This is a genomic window from Xanthomonas sp. WHRI 10207, from assembly GCF_040202975.1.
Classification (GTDB): domain Bacteria; phylum Pseudomonadota; class Gammaproteobacteria; order Xanthomonadales; family Xanthomonadaceae; genus Xanthomonas.
Map to the genome: position 1 here is coordinate 454064 of NZ_JBEGDX010000001.1, position 17131 is coordinate 471194.

The 17131-nt window shown below is 64.8% G+C and carries 13 protein-coding genes; 11 read left to right on the forward strand and 2 right to left on the reverse strand.

Going from position 1 to position 17131, the window contains the following annotated elements; translation table 11 throughout:
* Positions 1-404 precede the first annotated feature (404 nt).
* The 4 genes from ABQU90_RS02095 (at position 405) to pbpC (ending at position 8053) form a co-directional block, all read left to right on the forward strand.
* Entirely contained in the window at positions 405-3371 is a 2967-nt protein-coding gene (locus ABQU90_RS02095; protein ID WP_323523202.1) for a TonB-dependent receptor, read from the forward strand.
* A 150-nt stretch (positions 3372-3521) separates the two neighbouring features.
* Positions 3522-4469, forward strand: coding sequence for a glycerophosphodiester phosphodiesterase family protein (locus ABQU90_RS02100; protein ID WP_323523203.1), 948 nt, complete (start codon positions 3522-3524; stop codon positions 4467-4469).
* A gap of 276 nt (positions 4470-4745) precedes the next feature.
* Positions 4746-5543: a CPBP family glutamic-type intramembrane protease gene (locus ABQU90_RS02105; RefSeq protein WP_323523204.1), complete on the forward strand. Its 798-nt coding sequence runs from the start codon at positions 4746-4748 to the stop codon at positions 5541-5543.
* Between the two features lie 89 nt (positions 5544-5632).
* Entirely contained in the window at positions 5633-8053 is a 2421-nt protein-coding gene (gene pbpC, locus ABQU90_RS02110; protein ID WP_323523205.1) for a penicillin-binding protein 1C, read from the forward strand.
* Positions 8054-8794: 741 nt separating this feature from the next.
* Here the strand turns inward: pbpC and ABQU90_RS02115 are convergent.
* Positions 8795-9355, reverse strand: a complete 561-nt coding sequence (locus ABQU90_RS02115) for a ferritin-like domain-containing protein (RefSeq protein ID WP_323523206.1) — start codon at positions 9353-9355, stop codon at positions 8795-8797.
* Positions 9356-9397: 42 nt separating this feature from the next.
* Positions 9398-9880, reverse strand: a complete 483-nt coding sequence (locus ABQU90_RS02120) for a peroxiredoxin (RefSeq protein ID WP_115527263.1) — start codon at positions 9878-9880, stop codon at positions 9398-9400.
* Between the two features lie 162 nt (positions 9881-10042).
* Between ABQU90_RS02120 and ABQU90_RS02125 the strand changes: the two genes are divergently transcribed.
* From ABQU90_RS02125 to ABQU90_RS02155, 7 genes are all read left to right on the forward strand, one after another.
* Positions 10043-10519 carry an Hsp20/alpha crystallin family protein gene (locus tag ABQU90_RS02125; RefSeq protein WP_055845757.1) on the forward strand — a complete coding sequence of 159 codons (477 nt, stop codon included), beginning with the start codon at positions 10043-10045 and terminating at the stop codon, positions 10517-10519.
* 405 nt (positions 10520-10924) lie between these two features.
* Entirely contained in the window at positions 10925-11821 is an 897-nt protein-coding gene (locus tag ABQU90_RS02130) for a DnaJ C-terminal domain-containing protein (RefSeq protein ID WP_115512318.1), read from the forward strand.
* 449 nt (positions 11822-12270) lie between these two features.
* Positions 12271-12657, forward strand: coding sequence for a twitching motility response regulator PilH (pilH, locus tag ABQU90_RS02135; RefSeq protein WP_008578169.1), 387 nt, complete (start codon positions 12271-12273; stop codon positions 12655-12657).
* Positions 12658-13629: 972 nt separating this feature from the next.
* Positions 13630-14766 (forward strand): FtsH protease activity modulator HflK, encoded by a 1137-nt coding sequence (gene hflK / locus ABQU90_RS02140; protein WP_323523207.1) that lies wholly within the window; start codon positions 13630-13632, stop codon positions 14764-14766.
* Positions 14763-15626 (forward strand): protease modulator HflC, encoded by an 864-nt coding sequence (hflC, locus tag ABQU90_RS02145; protein ID WP_055845747.1) that lies wholly within the window; start codon positions 14763-14765, stop codon positions 15624-15626. Before hflK ends, hflC begins: the two co-directional genes overlap by 4 nt.
* Positions 15627-16070: 444 nt before the next feature.
* On the forward strand, positions 16071-16535 hold the full coding sequence (locus ABQU90_RS02150; RefSeq protein ID WP_323523208.1) for an REP-associated tyrosine transposase: 465 nt from the start codon (positions 16071-16073) through the stop codon (positions 16533-16535).
* Between the two features lie 332 nt (positions 16536-16867).
* Complete coding sequence (locus ABQU90_RS02155; RefSeq protein ID WP_323523209.1) at positions 16868-17053, forward strand: DUF2065 domain-containing protein; 186 nt, start codon at positions 16868-16870, stop codon at positions 17051-17053.
* Positions 17054-17131: the final 78 nt, after the last annotated feature.

Below are 17131 nucleotides of genomic sequence, written 5' to 3' on the forward strand. Positions count from 1 at the left end.
AGCGCGTTTGTGCGCGATGGGACTACACCGGGAGAGCCGCATCGCGCGCAAGCGCGCTCCTACGCGCGATTGGACGTCAGCGGGAGAGCCGCATCGCGCGCAAGCGGGCTCCTACGCGCGATTGGACGTCAGCGGGAGAGCCACATCGCGCGCAAGCGCGCTCCTACGCGCGGTTGGACGTCAGCGGGAGAGCCGCATCGCGCGCAAGCGCGCTCCTACGCGCGGTTGAACGTCAGCGGGAGAGCCCAATCCCGCGCAATGGCACCGCGGCTTCGCATGCGGCGACATCGCTGCGCATTGTCTTTTCGATGCGATGCAAGCGACACGCAAGGGTCATTTTTACTGGATAGGGTGGCGTGCTTTCTCACCGGCGCGGCGCCTTTGCTGCGCGATCTCGGGATTCCATGCAGCGCTCCGATTCGTACCGTTTGCACTTGTCCGTTCTCGCCGTCGCCATCGCGGCATGTTCCCCAGCGTTGCAAGCGCAGACCAACGCGGCTTCTGCTAGCGCAGAGCGCACTGTTCCATCGTCGCCTGCAGTCTCTTCAAATCCAGCAGGCGCTATGGCGGCACCGGGCGACGCAGCAGGCGCCGAATCCGTCGCGTCCTCAGGTGAAATAGCCAACACCGACGCACCGCGCGCCGCCGCCAACACCGGCATGCAAACTCTCGATGCCATGCAGGTCACCGGCGTGCGTCGTGCCAATGCGGCGGCGGTGGAGAGCAAGCGCGCGGCGACCAACATCACCGATGTCATCAGTGCCACCGATGTGCGCGCACTGCCGGACAGCACCATCGTCGAAGCACTGCGTCGCGTGCCGGGTTTATCCGTATTGCCAGCGACCGACAACGAACATCCGCGCGACGAAGCGGCCACGCCGGTGTTGCGCGGCCTTGGGCCGTCGTACAACAACGTCACCATCGATGGCTTGACCATCGCCTCGCCCGGCACGCCCAACGGCACGCTCGGCTCGATCACCCGCGGCGTGCGGCTGGATCTGTTGCCGGCCTCGATGGTCAGCGAGTTGCAGGTGATCAAGACGTTTACGCCGGATCTGGACCCCAATGCCACCGGGGGCGCGATCAATCTCAAGACGCGCAGTGCGTTCGAAAACGGCGGCAAGCCGTTCTTCAGTGCCGAAGCGGCGCTGGGCCACGCCAACGATGTTGGCAAGCCGCGCGATCAGGACGACCCGGGCTATCGCCTGAATGCCACCGGCAGCCGCACCTTCGGCAGCGAACAGCAATACGGCTTCACGCTGTCGGCCAACTACCAAACGCTGAGCAGCTACACCGAAACCCACATGACCACCGACACGGTGCATTACGGGTTCTACGACAATAACGGCGTACTGCAGACCGGCGCCAATCTCGGTAACGGCTGGGCAGTGCCGCAGCAGGACAAGTACTGGTACGTGCAGAATCAGCGCGACCGCTATGGCGTCACCGGCAAGTTCGAAGTGCGGCCCAGTGCGGCGCTCGAAGCGTATGCCATGGCCGGTTATTACTATTTCAAGGACAACATGGAGCGCAACGAGGTCATCATCGACCCGCGCAACCGCAACCAGGTGTTCAACCAGACCGCCACCTCCGGCAGGTATCCCGGTGGCGATATCGAAGTGGGATATTCCAACCAGATCGTCACCACGCGCACCAAGGTCGCGCAGTTGGGCAGCATCTGGCGGCCGACCGATCGGCAGCAGTTTTCCGCGCGTGGGGCGTGGTCGGATGCGACCTACGACGAGCCGATCCGCATGATCAAATACGCCACCGGCATTACCCGCGCCGCACCGGTGCCAGTGGGCCAGACCGGCAGTGGCGTGACCCTTAATGCCACGCCCAACTATGCATTCAACTACGACACTTCCGGGTTCGATCAGCGCTTCGGTGTGTCGCCGCAGGCTTATAACAACCTGGACAACTACAGCCTGTCGTACTGGCGCCCGGACTACAAACGCACCGCGGCCGACCGCATTCTCACCGGACGGCTCGATTACGGCTTCAATCAGGGCGAAAGCGATCAGGGCATTGGCTTTGCGGCGGGCGTGTCGTACACCACCGACAAGCCGTCCTACGACATCTATCGTGTCGAGTATCAGCCCAACACCAGCGCGCCGGCCTTCGGCCTGGCCGACGTGGCCGGCACCGGAAGGGCGCCGATGCGTTACGCCGGCTTGAACCTGATCACCATCGATCCGGGCAAGGCCAACCGCGTGCTGGCGGCGACTCCGTTGAGCGCATTCAACAGCACCGACCAGCAGGCCTTCAGCAACCAGGACAACTTCACCCATACCGAAAAGACCTTCGGCAGCTATGGGCTGGTGAGCTATCGCAGCGATCGGCTCAACGTGCAGGCCGGTGTGCATTTGGATCGCACCAAGCTCGACACGGTGGGCCGCCAGCGTCAGCTGGATACCGCGACCAATCGCTACGTCTATGTCGACAATCCGACCAGTGCCGATTACGACTATCTGCTGCCGTCGGCTATCATGACCTACCATCTGACCGACGCGCTGGACCTGCGCGCCGGCGCCAGCCGCACGTTCGGCCGCCCCCCGTACGATGCGTACGCGGCGCGTACTTCGATCGGCTTCGTCAACACGACCGACGCCGGCAACCCGAATGCGCAAGGCGTCACCGTCACCATCGGCAACCCGGACATCAAACCGCGCGTGTCCAATAACCTGGACCTGTCGCTGGAATGGCGCCTGCCCGGCGATTTCGATGCGTTCGCCTCCACGGCGGTGTTCGACAAGCGCATCCAGGACGAGATCTTTACGCTCTCGCGCACCGACAGCTTCAGCTTCGACGGCACCACCTACGCCAATGCCTTGATCAGCACCCCGGCCAATGCCGCCAAGGCGCGCATTCGCGGCGTGGAGTTCAACGGCATCGTCAACACCTTGGCGCCGATTGCGCCGTGGCTCAGCGGTGTGGGCTTCAGCGCAAACCTCGCCTTGCTCGATGGCAGCCTGGATGTGCCGTATAGCGTCGGCAGCGGCAGCAACGTGAGCCAGCGCGAGCGCAAGCTCGACAACCTGGTTGGCCAGCCCGACTACACCGCCAACGCCACGCTGTTCTACAACACCGGCGGCCTGGAGCTGCGTGCGGCCTACAATCGACAGGGCAAGGCCTTGCGTGCCATCGTCAGCAATATCGATTGGCAGGATCTGTACTGGTCGCCGCGCTCGCAATTGGATTTCACTGCCACCTATGCCATCAGCAAACAACTCAGCTTGATCGGCCAGGTCAGCAACATCACCCATAGCCGCATCACCAGCGTGACGGGCCCAGGGCAGAACCTGCTCAAGGACAGTTATTCGGTGCCCACGACCTATTGGTTTGGTCTGCGCTTTACGCCGACGTTTTGAGCGCAGCGTTTGAAATAAAGCCGCCATGGGCCGGATGCCGATGGCGCGCTGGATCGGACGTGCGAGCGGTGCGTACCGCATCCAGCTTGCATGTGCTTCGTCTGGCGCAGACGCCGTCGGGCGATCAGTCACCCACTTGAGAGTTGTTCAATGACACTACGTTCTGTTGCCACTGTCGCCGCCATGCTGTGCGCGACGCTCGCAAGCCCTGTGAATGCAGCGCCCACCGGCGTCGCGGCGATCCAGGCGCGCTTGACCAACCCGCAAGGCGGCATCGTGGTGGTGGCGCATCGCGGTTGCCACGCGGCCGCGCCGCAACATGGCTTCACCGACACCGCGCCGGAGAACTCGCTGGCGGCGCTGCAGCGGTGCATCGCCATCGGTGCCGATGTGATGGAAACCGACGTGCGCCGCGCCGCCGATGGCACGCTGGTGATGTTGCACGACGCCACCGTGGATCGCACCACCGATGGTACCGGCAAGCTGTCCGAGCTCACGCTGGCCGAGTTGCAAAATCTGCGGTTGCGCAGCGACGAAGGCGGCGCGCAGGCAGCGCTGACCGACCAGCGCGTGGTCACGTTGGAGCAGATGCTGGCCGCCGCCAAGGGCCACATCCTGCTCAATCTGGACGTCAAGGATGCGATCTACGTGCAGGTGGTCGATGCGGTCACGCATGCCGGCATGCAGCACCAGGTGATCGTCAAGGCCGAAGCCGGCACTGCGACCCCGCCGCTGGCGGCGATGCAGCCGTTCGACCGCGTGTATTTCTTCCCGATCCTGATCAACGCGCACGGCACGGCCGATCTGGCCGCGATCGCCACTGCACAAACCCGCAATGCGCGCCCGATGGCCTTCGAACTGCCCAAGATGGCCGCCTCGCAATTGCCGGCCTTGGCGGCAGTGAGCAAGGCCCACAACGTGCGGCTGATGGTCAACTCGCTGTGGGAAGGGTTTATCGCGGGCTACGGCGGCGACGCCGATGCCGAACGCGACCCGGACAAGGTGTGGGGGCGTCTGTACCGCGATGGTGTGTCGATCATCCAGACTGATGCGCCGGAAGCGTTGTTGCGGTATCGCGCCACACTCGAAAAACGCTGAGCGCACTGCATCAGTGGTTGCAGGCAAGTGCGCTGGATCACGATCAGCACTGGTACGTGGGATCGCGTCCGCGATTGGAGAGATGTGACTACTTGTCAGTTGGTGGGGAGGGTGAGTACACGCCATCGCTTTGCTTGATACCTGCCGCTGTCAGCGATCGCGAGCAGCTGCCAGACGACAAGCACGATAGCCCGCCGTCTTGCCCTCAAACCGTTGTGGGCGTTGGTGTGTAACGGGTACAGTGAATCCCTGACAGGTGCGCTCAAGGATGTCGGCATGTCGCTCAGGTTTCGCCCTCAGCAGGTTGGCAGGCATTTCACGTGGCTGGCAGTGCTGCTGGTTGCTCTACAGATCCGCGATATCGCCAAGGCCATCGGGTGGCCGATTCCGAGGATCCCTGTGCCCTATGGCGGCGCAATCCTCGACAATGTGCTCAGCGTCATCCTCGTCGTGATCGCAGCCGCGCTGCTCTACCGCAGCACGCCTGGCGATCTGCGCGCGCGCCTGGGGCTGCGCTGGAATGGGGTGCGTGGGCCGTTGTTGACGTTGCTCGCTACGTTGCCGTGCTGGGTTGGGTTATGGACGCAGGCCAGCGCGATCCGTATCGACGATCTGCTCAGCCTGCTATGGCTGGCGTTATTGTTTCCGCTGGCCGAAGAGATCGTGTTTCGCGGGTTCGGCTTCGTGTTCGCCTGTCGCGCGCTGGCTTGGCGTCCCGCACTGGCCGCGCTGGTGCAGGCGCTGATCTTCGGTGGCGTGCATTGGCTCGGAGCCGGCGGCGGCAGCGGGGGCGAGGCACTGCTGATCTTTGCCATCACCGGGATCGGTGCACTGCTGTTTGCCATCGTCGATGCGCAGGACGGCTACACGATCTGGAGCGGCTGGGTGCTACATGCGTCGCTCAACGCGGCTTGGACTGTGTTCGCGGTGTCCGACTCTGCGGCCAGTGGTTGGCTTGGCATGGTCTTGCGCCTGTCTGCCGTGTTTCTGACGATGGCCTTGTTGCGGGTCTTCGTGACGCCGCGTGGCCCGGCCCCTCCCGCGGTCGCGGCGAACGTGCGTCGAACTTCCTAGAGCACCGATGCGCAGGAACGTCGGGCGGTATCAGGTGATTCGATCTGTGCCAGTGGCCGAAACGCGTTTTGCCCTGCATGCTTGGCACGATGGATGAGCAATCGCAGGCGCAGACAGGGACGGAGCGGACGCAGCAGCGCCCGCAAGTGCCGAACCCACAGGTCCGAAACGGACGGCGCTGGCTGAGCTGGCTACGCTGGAGCGTGGCGGCGGTGCTGGCCATGGTGCTGGTGCTGGACCTGGCTTTCCCGCTGCCGCTGCCCAAATCGCGCGACACCTCCACCCTGGTGGTGGCGCGCGATGGCACGCCGTTGCGCGCGTTCGCCGATCGCAACGGCGTGTGGCGCTATCCGGCCAGCCCGGACACGGTATCGCCGCTGTATCTGCAGGCCTTGCTGAACTACGAAGACCGCTGGTTCTGGCGGCATCCCGGCGTCAACCCGTGGGGTTTGTTGCGTGCCGGCGGGCAGTGGCTGGGGCAGGGACGCATCGTCTCCGGCGGTTCGACCTTGACCATGCAGGTGGCGCGCATTCTGGACCCGCATACGCGCACGCCATGGGGCAAGGCCAAGCAGTTGCTGCGCGCGCTGCAGCTGGAAGCGCATCTGAGCAAGCGCGAGATTCTCACCCTGTATCTGGAGCGCGCGCCATACGGCGGCACCATCGAAGGCGTGGAAGCGGCCAGTTGGGCGTACCTGGGCAAGCCGGCCACCGCGTTGTCGCAGGCCGAAGCGGCGTTGCTGGCGGTATTGCCGCAATCGCCCAGCCGGCTGCGCCCGGACCGTCACCCGGAAGCGGCGCAACGTGCGCGCGACAAGGTGCTCGATCGCATGGTGGAGCTGGGCGTGTGGTCGCGCGCGCAGGTCGACGATGCCCGCATCGAACCGGTGGTGACGCGCGCGCTCAAACCGCCCTTGCATGCCGCGCTGCTGGCGCAGCGGTTGCATAGCGCGCAACCGCGCGCTGCACGCATCGTCACCACGCTGGATGCGGAATTGCAGCGCACCCTGGAAGAGCGCGTGGCCACGTATTTTTCGCAATTGCCCGAGCGCACTTCGGCCGCATTGCTGGTGGTCGACAACGCCACCATGGAAGCGCGTGCCTATGTCGGTTCGGCCAGCTTCGGCGATCGCAAGCGGCTCGGCCATGTGGACATGGTGCAGGCCTGGCGCTCGCCCGGGTCCACGCTCAAACCGTTCTTGTACGGTATGGCGTTGGACGATGGCTTGATCCATTCGGAAAGTTTGTTGGTGGATGCGCCGCAGAGCTTCGGCGACTACCGGCCCGGCAACTTCGATGCCGCTTTCAACGGACCGGTGAGTGCGGCCACCGCATTGCGCTTGTCATTGAATGTGCCGGCGGTGGACCTGCTCGATCGCATCGGCCCGGCACGCTTTGCCGCGCGACTGTCCAATGCCGGCATTGCGCTGCACTTCCCGCGTGGCAGCACGCCATCGCTGGCGTTGATCCTGGGCGGCACCGGTGCGCAATTGCAGGAATTGGTCGGTGCGTTCGCGGCGCTCAATCGTGGCGGTATCGCCGGGCGCGTGCGCTACACGCCGGACGATGCACGGATCGATCGACGGTTGATGTCGCCGGGCGCGGCCTGGATCGTGCGCGAGATTTTGCAGAGCAATCCGCGCCCCGGCTATGGCAGTGGCACCTTCGATACCGCCGCCCGCCCGGGGGTGGCCTGGAAGACCGGCACCAGTTACGGCTACCGCGATGCCTGGGCCATTGGCGGCACGCGGCGCTATACCGTGGGTGTGTGGGTTGGCCGCCCGGATGGCACGCCGTTGCCCGGCCAATACGGTGCGGTAACCGCATTGCCGCTGATGTTCGAAGTCATCGATGCATTGCCGCGCAACGCCGGCGACAGTGCGCCGCTGCCGATGCCGGCCACGGTGCAGGCCAGGGAGATTTGTTGGCCGCTCGGCGGCGCGCTGGAGCAGACGCCGCCGGCACTGTGCGCACGCCGTGCCGAGGCCTACGCACTGGATGGCGCGCTGCCGCCCACCTTTGGCGAACGCGACGCGCGGTTGTGGCAAAGCGGACGGTTGCAGTTCGAGGTGGACGCGCACAGCGGCCAGCGCCTGTCGCAGGAGTGCACGCAGCCACATGCGCGCACGCCACGCGCATTGGCACGCTGGCCGGCACTGGTGTCGCCCTGGCTCAGCGCGGCAGAACGCACCGCCGCGCAGCTGCCGCCGTTGGCACCGGACTGCCTACCGGACGGGCGCATGACCGGCGGCGGCGTGCTGCGCATCGATGGATTGAGTGACCGCGCCACGTTGGCCCGCGCAAACGACACCGCACGTCCGGTGCGCCTGCAGTTGCGCGCGCTGGGCAGTGAGGCGCGCATCGACTGGCTGCTGGACGGTCGTTGGATTGCACAGACCAACGGACGCCAGGGATTTCAGCGCGACTTTGCGGACGTGGGAGAGCACACGCTCACCGCCATGGCCAGCGACGGCGCCTGGACGCAAGTGCGGTTTCGCGTCTTGCGTTGAGTGGGCATCGACGTGCACGTAGGAGCGCACCCGGGCGCGATGGGGCTTTACTGGTAAGGCTTCATCGCGCCCAGGTGCGCTCCTACGCGGACCATGGTTTCTGCCACCGTCTGCACCAGACCACAAGCACAAACAAGGCGCCCAGCTGCGCCCTGTTTGTCTTGCGTCTTCGATGCCGCAGTCGTATCGGCGTAATCAGCAAGGCCAGGCAAGCCAGCACCCGCTCACCGCAATGGCCGGCGACAATGCTTTGACGAAGTCGCGGGCATAACTACGTACCCGTAGGAGCGCACCCGGGCGCGATGAGGCTTTACTGGTAAGGCCTCATCGCGCCCAGGTGCGCTCCTGCGCGGACCATGGTTTCTGCCACCGTTTGCACCAGACCACAAGCACAAACAAGGCGCCCAGCGGCGCCCTGTTTGTGTTGCGTCTTCGGTGCTGCAGTCGCATCGGCGTAATCAGCAAGGCCGGGCAAGCCAGCACCCACTCACCGCAATGGCCGGTGACAATGCTTTGACGAAGTCGCGGGCATAACTACGTACCCGTAGGAGCGCACCCGGGCGCGATGGGGCTTTACTGGTAAGGCCCCATCGCGCCCAGGTGCGCTCCTACGGAGACCATGGTTTCTGCCAGCGTTTGCACCAGACCACACGCACAAACAAGGCGCCCAACGGCGCCTTGTTTGTATTGCGTCTTCGATGCTGCAGTCGCATCGGCGCCGTCAGCACCGACGCAACACAGTCACTCGCCGATCCAGCCTTCCAGCATGTCGGCAAACTCATCGGCGTGCTCTTCTTCCTGGGCCAGAATGCTTTCCAGGATGCGCTTGGTGGTGGTGTCCTTGTCGCCGATGAAATCGATCATCTCGCGATAGCTGTCGATGGCGATGCGCTCGGCGATCAGGTTCTCCTTGACCATGTCGCGCAGATCGGTGCCTTCCTTGTATTCGGCATGCGAGCGCTTGGTCAGCGTGTCCGGATTGAGGTCCGGTTCGCCGCCCAGCTGCACGATACGCTCGGCCAGTTTGTGCGCGTGCGCCTGTTCCTGCTGCGCATGCTCCAGAAACTCGCCCTTGACCGCGTCGGCCAGCATGCCCTTGGCCATGAAGTAGTGGCGGTAGTAGCGCAGGGTGCACACGTACTCGGTCGCCAACGCGGTGTTGAGCAGCGCGATCACTGCCTTGCGGTCGGCGTGGTAACTCTCGGTGATGGCGCCGTCTTCGATGCTCTGGCGCGCGCGCGCGCGCAAGGTGGCGGTATCAGTGATACCGGCGGGGATGTTGGTGGCTGGCTGATCAGACATGGCTGGCCGTTTTCCTTCTGAGTGGACGGGGGAATCGCTTTTTCAATCAGGCAGATGCTGCAGCACGTAATCGGCCGCAGACACCTTGAACTCGCCGGGTTCTTCAACGAACAAGGCCTTGACCACGCCGTCGTCGGCATACAACGCATAGCGGCGCGAACGCAGGCCCATGCCCGAACCGCTCGCGTCGATTTCAAGGCCTAGTGCGCGAACCAGTTCGGCGTTGCCGTCGGGCAACAGGTGCAGACCATCGGGAACCAGCTGGGCGCGGCCCCAGGCCTGCATCACGAACGGGTCGTTGACGGCGGTGCACAACACGTCGATGCCGCGTTTGCGGAACTCTTCGAAGTGCTCCACATACCCCGGCAAGTGTTTGGCCGAGCAGGTCGGCGTGAATGCGCCCGGCACTGCGAACAGCAGCACCTTGCGGCCGGCGAACAAGCGGTGCGTGTCGACCGCTTCGATGCCTTCGCGCATGCGCTTGAGCACCACTTCGGGAATGCTGTCACCAACGGCGATGGTCATGGGGCTGGGCTCCTGTGGCTGAACGAAGTCTAGAAAAGGGCAGGGAAAAAGCGCGTCAACGCGCTTGAAATCCGCACGGCCACGCCTATCTGACGCACATGGTCGGCGCGGTGGTGCATGCCGCCGTCGCCGGCCCCTCACCCAACCTTTTGGAGGCTTGCAATGAACATCGTTCGTTATCCCCAGTGGCCCACGCACGCGCTGCAAAACGAGATCAAGCACGTGTTCGATCGTTTCTTCGAACAGAACAGCGATACCGACGAATCGGCCGTGGTCACCGCCCAATGGGTGCCGCGTGTGGACATCACGGAAGAGCCCAACCACTTCGTGCTGTATGCCGATCTGCCGGGCATCGACCCCAGCCAGATCGAGGTGCAGATGGACAAGGGCATCCTGTCGATCAAGGGCGAGCGCAAGAGCGAGTCCAGCACCGACACCGAGCGCTTCTCGCGCATCGAGCGCCGCTACGGCAGTTTCCATCGGCGTTTCGCGCTGCCCGACAGTGCCGATGCCGATGGCATCACCGCTGCCGGTCATAACGGCGTGCTGGAAATCCGCATTCCCAAGCGCCCGGCAGCCACCCCGCGTCGCATTCAGGTGGGCAACGGGCAGGACACCGGTGGCAGCACGGTGCAGTAAGCGCCATCGCAGCCGCCGCATGCGCGGCGCAGGCTGGACAGGACTGTGGCCGGGGTGTGCATGACACCCCGGCCCGGTTCGCTAGTTGCCGCCGACCGGCATCGCGGCGTGCTGCGGGGCACGTGCTGACAAGTCATGGACCTGGAGCGAGGTCACCGACTTCGCTCCCCGGCGACGGCCGCGCCGTAGAATAGGCGCGGTCGCCCGCCCGGCTGCAAAGAGATCGGCCAGCAACCCTGTTGCGTGACCGCCACGCGGGCGCGGTTGGTGTCTGGAATCGGCAGGGACGGCATGTACCCACGATTCCCACCGCCCGCGCCCTGCATGGCCGTCCCACCCGGTGTCTGCCTCTCGAACTGGCTCGTGGCCCTGGCTGCGGGCCGTTTTTTTTCCAGAGGTGAATAGATGGAATTCAAGGATTACTACGCAACGCTGGGCGTGGAGCCCAGCGCAGGCGATGCGGAGATCAAGACCGCGTATCGCCGATTGGCGCGCAAGTACCACCCCGACGTCAGCAAGGAAGCCGGCGCCGAAGACAAATTCAAGGCGATCAATGAAGCCTATGAGGCGCTGCGCGATCCGCAAAAGCGCAAGGCCTACGACCAGTTGAAGGCGCAGGGCTATCGCCCGGGCGACGAGTTCCAGGCGCCGCCCAGCCACGGGGGCGGGCAGGGCTTCGACTATGAAGAGGTGTTCGGCAACGGCGGTGCTGGTGGCGGCTTTAGCGACTTCTTCGAAAGCCTGTTCGCCGGCCAGCGCGGTGGCCGCCCGCGCGGCCCGGGTGCCGGTCCTGGCGCAGGGCCGGGGCCGCAGGCGCGCGGCGACACCCGCGCCAAGCTGGCGGTCCCGCTGGAAGCGGTGCATTCGGGCGACAGCGTCCGTATCACCATCAACGGCAAGCAGCTGGACGTGCGCGTGCCCAAGGGCGTGCAGCCCGGCCAGGTGATTCGCCTGAGCGGGCAGGGCAACGGCGGCGGCAATCTGCTGCTGGAGATCGAATACGCCGCGCACCCGCAGTTCGAGGTGGACGGGCGCAACATTCTCTACTTCCTGCAGGTCATGCCCTGGCAGGCGGCGCTGGGCACCACCATCAGCGTGCCGACCCTGGGCGGCTCGGTGGAATTGAAGGTGCCCGCCGACTCGGACGCCGGCCGCAAACTGCGCCTGCGCGGCCGCGGCCTGCCGGGCACCCCCCCGGGCGATCAGATCGTGGAGCTGGAAATCCTGGCCCCGGCCCCCACCGACGATGCGCAGAAAAAGGCCTACCGCAACCTGGCCAAGGCGTTCGGCGAGACGGTGTGAGGTCCACAGGCGCCTCTCTTCGGTAGAGGGGCGCTGAGGTCCAGACGTCTGGCCCGTCGCAACGCGCGAGCCTCCCAATATGAGGAGGCGCGAAAGCCCCTCTCCTGCGGGAGAGGGGTTGGGGTGAGGGTACGGCCGCCCGGTGAGGCTGCCGGCGTCAGTCAACTTCGGCCGGGCGCCACTTCAATGGCGTCAGTTGCGCGCAGCGAGCGAAGCTGGATCCAAGCACTCCTCCCGCAGTCCGCGCCAGCAGCTCCCGTCGCCGAAGCGCGGCCTCTCGCCTGCACCTCGCTTCCAACCCCTCACCGCCCACCACGGCGCACAGGAGTGCGAAGGCGAGCACCGCGTGCACCGCACCGCAGCACAGCCTTCGACCATCGCGCTATTGCCCCCAGCTACCGAAAGCGCAGCTGGCGCACTACACTCGCCGCGCACACTAGGGGAAACACATGGCACGCATTTTGATCGTCGACGACTCGCCGTCGCAGCTGCTGGGGATTCAGCGCATCGTCGAGAAGTTGGGACACGAAACCATCACCGCCACCGATGGCGCCGCCGGCGTGGAAGCGGCCAAGGAGTCGCTACCGGATCTGGTGTTGATGGACGTGGTCATGCCCAACCTCAACGGCTTCCAGGCCACGCGCACGCTCAAGCGCGAGCCCACCACCCAGCACATCCCGGTGATCCTGGTGACCACCAAGGATCAGGACACCGACCGCATGTGGGGCATGCGCCAAGGCGCGCGCGCCTACATCACCAAGCCGTTCTCCGAAGACGAACTGCTGGAAGTGATGGAGCGGGTGTTCAACCAGAAGGACGAGCCGCCGAAGGCGTGATCGCAGAGATCCACGGCAACTGCGCCGGGAGTCTCGCGCGAGCAGGCGATGACTTTCAGCGTCATCGCCTTGGCGAATGGCAAGCGCCTCACTGCGAACCGGCAATTGCCAACGGTCTGCGCGCATGCGTGCTTGCCATCGGGCGCGTCCGGTGCCGTAACGCCCGATGGGGCGGCTTCGTTGTTTCGCCGCTCCGCTGCATGGCAGCACGCAGTTCTCCGCCGCTGCCCACGATATAGATGGCAGCGCGCGACAGACCGCAGCTAATCATCGCTGCCGTGCCATCGCAGCACGAGCCCGAAGCGCGCCTGCGCGATGGCACTCGCGACGCCTGGCTGCCGCGCGGGTCAGCGCGCCGGTGTAGCAGGCACCGCCCAATCAATCAGGTGGTCGATCGCCAGTCACATGCCTGCATGCGTGACGTTGCATGCGCTGTCAAAGCGCAGCGCAACGCGAGCGATGTGCCACTGCGCCGCTGTCCTCGATCAGCAGCCGTCCATTCCAGCACCAGCCGTCCCTCCAGGCCGATGTGCCAGTGCGCGCGAGTGCACCAACCCAGTCGCTGCCACCATTGATTGGCGCGGTACAGCCGCTGTCGTCATGGCGCGTGCCGGTGCCGGTCACGGTCTCGAAGTGCCCAGGTCGTACGCACGAGCGCCGGGGGCGCGTCGGCCGCGCTGAATCGGTTCGGCCAAGCCTCCCGGTAGCGGAGCGGTCGGCTCCGCGCCTTCGATCTCGGCACCCGTTTTGCGCATTGAGGGCTCCCCCCGACCTATAACCTGGCGCCGCTACCTCGTCTCCACCCCGCCAAAAACTGCCAACCCCTTGATTCACCCCGCCGGCTAAACCGCCGATGCACCAATCAGGGCCTTTCAAAACGGCCGGTCTGCCCCATCTAGTAGAATCGGCGAATCAAACAACACGGCGGCACTGCGGGACTGGCCCGCACAGCCCCTCGATCATGGAGCGTGCATGGCCTGGAACACACCCGGCAACAAGGGCGGAGACGGCCCGGATCCCAACCGTCGCAGGTCCTGGGGCCCGCGCGGTGGTGGCAACGGTGGTGGCTGGGGCAATCTGCCCGCCCCGTTGAAGGAGCTGTTCGACGGCGGCGTGGGGCGCTGGATTCTGGTCGCGGTGGTGCTGATGGTGCTGTTCTCCAGCTTCCAGCTCATCGGCGAACAGCAGCGTGGCGTGGTGCTGCGCTTCGGCCAGTTCTCGCGCATCCTGCAGCCCGGCCCGAGCTTCAAGCTGCCCTGGCCTATCGAGTCGGTACGCAAGGTCAATGCGACCGAGATCAAGACCTTCAGCAACCAGGTGCCGGTACTGACGCGCGACGAGAACATCGTCAACGTCTCGCTCAACGTGCAGTACCAGATCAGCGACCCGCGCAAATACCTGTTCGGCTCGCGTAATGCCGATCTGGTGCTGGAGCAGGCCGCGCAGAGTGCCGTGCGTGAGCAGGTGGGTCGGTCCGACCTCAATACCGTGCTCAACAATCGCGGCCCGCTGGCGATCGCCTCCAAGGACCGTCTGCAGATGGCGCTGGATGCCTACAACACCGGCTTGGCCGTGACCGGCGTGACCCTGCCGGACGCGCGTCCGCCGGAAGAAGTGAAGCCGGCCTTCGACGAGGTCAACGGTGCCCAGCAGGTGCGCGAGCGCTTGATCAACGAAGCCCAGGCCTACGCCGCCAAGGTGGTGCCCGAGGCACGCGGCCAGGGCGCACGCACCCGTACCGGTGCCGAAGGTTACAAGGAAGCGGTGATCTCCAAGGCCGAGGGTGACGCCGACCGCTTCACCCTGCTGCAGGAGCAGTACGCCAATGCCCCCGAGGTCACGCGCAAGCGGCTGTGGCTGGAAACCGTGCAAAAGGTGTTGTCGGAGAACCGTAAGGTGATCGGCAGCGATGGTCGCCAGGTCATCTATGTGCCGTTACCAGATGCTGGCAAGGCTGCCAACGCTGGCGGCAACGCGGGCAATGGCGGCATGCCGTCGATGGTGCCGCAGGACGTGCTGCTGAATCCGCCGCAAAGCGCCAGCAGCGAGGCCATCCGCAACCCGGAACGCGGCCCGCGCCCGACCGGCCGTGAGGGAGCCGAACAATGAAAAATTCGCTAGTCATCGGCCTGATCGTCGCCGTGTTGCTGACCCTGATGGGCTCGGTGTTCGTGGTGCGCGAAGACCAGACCGCCATGGTGCTCAACCTGGGCCGCGTGGTGCGTGCCGACCTCAAGCCCGGCCTGCACTTCAAGATTCCGGTGGTGGAATCGGTGCGTGTGTTCGATCGCCGCTTCCAGGTGCTCGATACCGCCCCGGCGCGGTATTTCACCGCCGAGCAGAAAGACGTGAGCGTGGACTTCTTCGCCATCGGCTACATCTCCGATGTGCGTGCGTTCTATCGCGCCACCGGTGGTGAAGAGTCGGTGGCCAATTCCCGCCTGGCACCGATCATCACCGACTCGCTGCGCAACCAGATCAACTCGCGCACCTTGCAGCAGCTGGTCTCCGGCGACCGCAGCGAATTGATAGCCAGCCAGCTCAAGGGCATCAACGGCGCCATCAAGGGCTTGGGCATGCAGATCACCGACCTGCGCATCAAGCAAATCGACCTGCCGACCGACAGCCAGGTGATCACCGACGTCTACGAGCGCATGCGGGCCCAGCGCAAGCAGGAAGCCAGCAAGCTGCGTGCAGAGGGCGAAGAGCAGGCACTGACCATCCGTGCGCAAGCCGACCGCGAAAGCACTGTCATCAGGGCCGACGCCGAACGCGATGCGCAGAAGCTGCGTGGCGAAGGCGATGCCGACGCGGCCCGCATCTACGGCCAGGCCGGCGCAAAGGATCCGTCGTTCTACGCCTTCTACCGCAGTCTGGAGGCCTATCGCGAATCGATGGCCGACGGCAACGGCGTGATCGTGCTCGACAAGAATGACCCGTTCCTGCAGTACCTCAAGAGCGATCGTTGATTGCTGAGTGTTGAATTGCTGATCACCTTGTACCGAGGTGATCAGTGTTGAACTGAAAACGCCCGCGCAATGCGGGCGTTTTCGTCTGTGCCCGTCACCCCCAAACAGTTGCATGCTCGCCCAACGAGCCCGTCACGTAGGAGCGCACCTGGGCGCGACAGGCATTCCCAGCAAAGCGTCGCGCCCAAGGTGCGCTCCTACGCGTTGCGCTTATCGTGGGTGTGCGTTTCGGGGTGTTGAAGCATGCGTCAGGAGCCGCAGTTACCTGGCAAGGCTCTAGCCCAATGCCCGCCGTAGGAGCGCACCTCGGCGCGACATGGCCTTGCCGGCATACCCAACCGACCGTCTTCAAACTTTAAACAGCTAAATAACCCGTAGATCTCCTAGAACCAAACCAGGCAACCCCTGATATCCCCCATGCTGCGAGGCCATCAGCATTGCCGCATGGCCAACGTCCACTCACCCGGGCATCGCGCGCTGCGCCGTGGCAGACAGTCTTTGCCCAACGGCGGTTACCTGTTGACCACCACGACATGGCAGCGTCGCGCTGTGTTCGCAGATTTTCTGCTCGCCGCCGCGGCCTGTCGGGCGTTCACTGCAGCAACGCTACCCGATGCCAGGCTGCTGGCCTGGGTGTTGATGCCTGATCATGTGCATTGGTTGGTGCAACTCGGCAGCGCCACATCGTTGGCCGACACCGTATCGCGCATGAAAGCGTGCGCAGCGCGTGCGGTGAACGATCAGCGTCAACATCGCGTGCCGGTCTGGAGCCGCAGCTACCACGACCACGCGTTGCGCAAAGACGCCGACCTGCACGCAGTGGCGCGTTACCTAGTCGCCAATCCACTGCGGGCCGGACTGGTTGCCCGCATCGGCGATTACCCCTTCTGGGACGCAATCTGGCTGTGAGAACGGGCAGCGTGGGGCGCACTTGGGCGCTACTCGGCTTCTGAGTAATGCCCATCGCTCCCGAGTGCGCTCCTACGATGCAGGCCTGCCTGGCCTACCTGCCGGGTGGCTTGTCTTTTGTAGATTCCCAGGGTGTCTATCGCGCCCGGGCATCCCAGATGACGAGTGAGGCTTGCTTGGTTTTATGAGCCAGACCCAGCCGCGTAGGAGCGCACCTGGGCGCGAAAGCTTTACCGGTAATGCCCGTCGCGCCCGGGTGCGCTCCTACGCTGTAGGCCTGTTGGTTGCCGAACCGGCACACTGCAGATCCCCACGTTGTCTTGGTGTTGTTGATGCACGAATTTCTGTCAGCGTTGTGCTTGATCGCCGTCATTGAAGGCTTGCTGCTATTTGCGGCGCCCACCGCCTGGAAGCGCATGGTCGAGCAACTGTTCAGCCTGCCCACCGCCCAACTGCGCGCTATCGGCGGCGTCACCCTGGTAACGGGGGCGATCGCGCTGTGGATCGTGCGTCACTGAGCGGGCCGTCCATTCCGGCAGCGTAGGAGCGCACCTGGGCGAGTTCGGCGTGCAGCTCGGCGACATAGCCACCGGGGA

Coding starts and splice junctions, on each gene's coding strand:
- ABQU90_RS02095 (WP_323523202.1), top strand. CDS start 405: ATGCAGCGCTCCGATTCGTACCGTTTGCACTTGTCCGTTCTCGCCGTC.
- ABQU90_RS02100 (WP_323523203.1), top strand. CDS start 3,522: ATGACACTACGTTCTGTTGCCACTGTCGCCGCCATGCTGTGCGCGACG.
- ABQU90_RS02105 (WP_323523204.1), top strand. CDS start 4,746: ATGTCGCTCAGGTTTCGCCCTCAGCAGGTTGGCAGGCATTTCACGTGG.
- pbpC (WP_323523205.1), top strand. CDS start 5,633: ATGGATGAGCAATCGCAGGCGCAGACAGGGACGGAGCGGACGCAGCAG.
- ABQU90_RS02115 (WP_323523206.1), bottom strand. CDS start 9,355: ATGTCTGATCAGCCAGCCACCAACATCCCCGCCGGTATCACTGATACC.
- ABQU90_RS02120 (WP_115527263.1), bottom strand. CDS start 9,880: ATGACCATCGCCGTTGGTGACAGCATTCCCGAAGTGGTGCTCAAGCGC.
- ABQU90_RS02125 (WP_055845757.1), top strand. CDS start 10,043: ATGAACATCGTTCGTTATCCCCAGTGGCCCACGCACGCGCTGCAAAAC.
- ABQU90_RS02130 (WP_115512318.1), top strand. CDS start 10,925: ATGGAATTCAAGGATTACTACGCAACGCTGGGCGTGGAGCCCAGCGCA.
- pilH (WP_008578169.1), top strand. CDS start 12,271: ATGGCACGCATTTTGATCGTCGACGACTCGCCGTCGCAGCTGCTGGGG.
- hflK (WP_323523207.1), top strand. CDS start 13,630: ATGGCCTGGAACACACCCGGCAACAAGGGCGGAGACGGCCCGGATCCC.
- hflC (WP_055845747.1), top strand. CDS start 14,763: ATGAAAAATTCGCTAGTCATCGGCCTGATCGTCGCCGTGTTGCTGACC.
- ABQU90_RS02150 (WP_323523208.1), top strand. CDS start 16,071: ATGGCCAACGTCCACTCACCCGGGCATCGCGCGCTGCGCCGTGGCAGA.
- ABQU90_RS02155 (WP_323523209.1), top strand. CDS start 16,868: ATGCACGAATTTCTGTCAGCGTTGTGCTTGATCGCCGTCATTGAAGGC.